The 1,113-nt window shown below is 76.2% G+C and carries 1 protein-coding gene; it reads right to left on the minus strand.

Annotated features, from left to right (window positions below; translation table 11 throughout):
* The coding region (locus tag AC5LUJ_RS00805; protein ID WP_493464320.1) for an HAD-IC family P-type ATPase at positions 1–1,113 on the minus strand (1,113 nt) is incomplete at both ends.

The raw sequence follows: 1,113 nt of genomic DNA on the forward strand, positions 1-1,113 counted from the left end.
GCGGTGGGGGTCGCCAGGCCGAGCGCGCACGGGCAGGCGACGATCAGCACGGCCACCGCGGCCGTGAACGCCGCCGTCGGCCCCTCGCCGAGCGCGAGCCACACCGCGAGGGTGACGGCCGCGAGGCCGATCACGACCGGGACGAACACGGCCGACACCCGGTCGGCGAGCCGCTGGACCGCGGCCTTGCCGCTCTGCGCCTCGACGACCAGTTTCGCGATCCGCGCGAGCTGGGTGTCCGCGCCCACCCGCGTCGCCCGGACCACCAGCCGGCCGTCGGTGTTCACGGTGGCGCCGGTGACCGCGTCACCCACGCCGGCCTCGACCGGCACCGACTCACCGGTGAGCATGCTCGCGTCCACCGCGCAACGGCCCTGCTCCACGACCCCGTCGGTGGCGATCTTCTCGCCTGGGCGCACCACGAAGCGGTCGCCCACGGCCAGCTGCTCCACGCCGATCCGCCGCTCCTGACCGTCGCGCAGGACCGTCACGTCCCTGGCGCCGAGCTCGAGCAGTGCCCGCAGCGCGGCGCCGGCCCGCCGCTTGGCGCGTGCCTCGAAGGAGCGGCCGGTGAGGATGAGCGTCGTCACCACGGCGGCGACCTCGAGGTAGACGCTGTCCGCGCCGCCGCCCCGGTCGGCGGCTGACGCGGCGGGCATGACCATGCCAGTCATGCCCTGCGTCCCCACGTGACCGAAGAACAGGGCGTACAGCGACCAGCCGAACGCCGCGAGCGTGCCGATGGAGACCAGTGTGTCCATGGTCGCCGCGCCGTGGCGCAGGTTCGCCCACGCCGCCCGGTGGAACGGCAGGCCGCCCCACAGCACGACCGGGGCCGCCAGCGCCAGCGACAGCCACTGCCAGTTGTCGAACTGCAACGCCGGCACCATGGCGAGCAGCAGCACCGGCAGGCTCAGCACACCGGAGACGATCAGTCGTAGCCGCCGCGGGCCGACGCGCCTCGCCCGCTCCGTCGCGGGGTCCGCCGCCGCGGCGGCCCGGCCCGCTTCCGCGCCTCCTTCTCCTTCCTGTTCCTGGCCCGCGGCCCGCCGCGCCTCGTCCGGCCGGACGGTTCGCGGCGGACGGCCCGGCCCGCCGCCCCCGGCCGGAGGC

Source organism: Protofrankia sp. CiP1_Cm_nod3 (assembly GCF_982290655.1).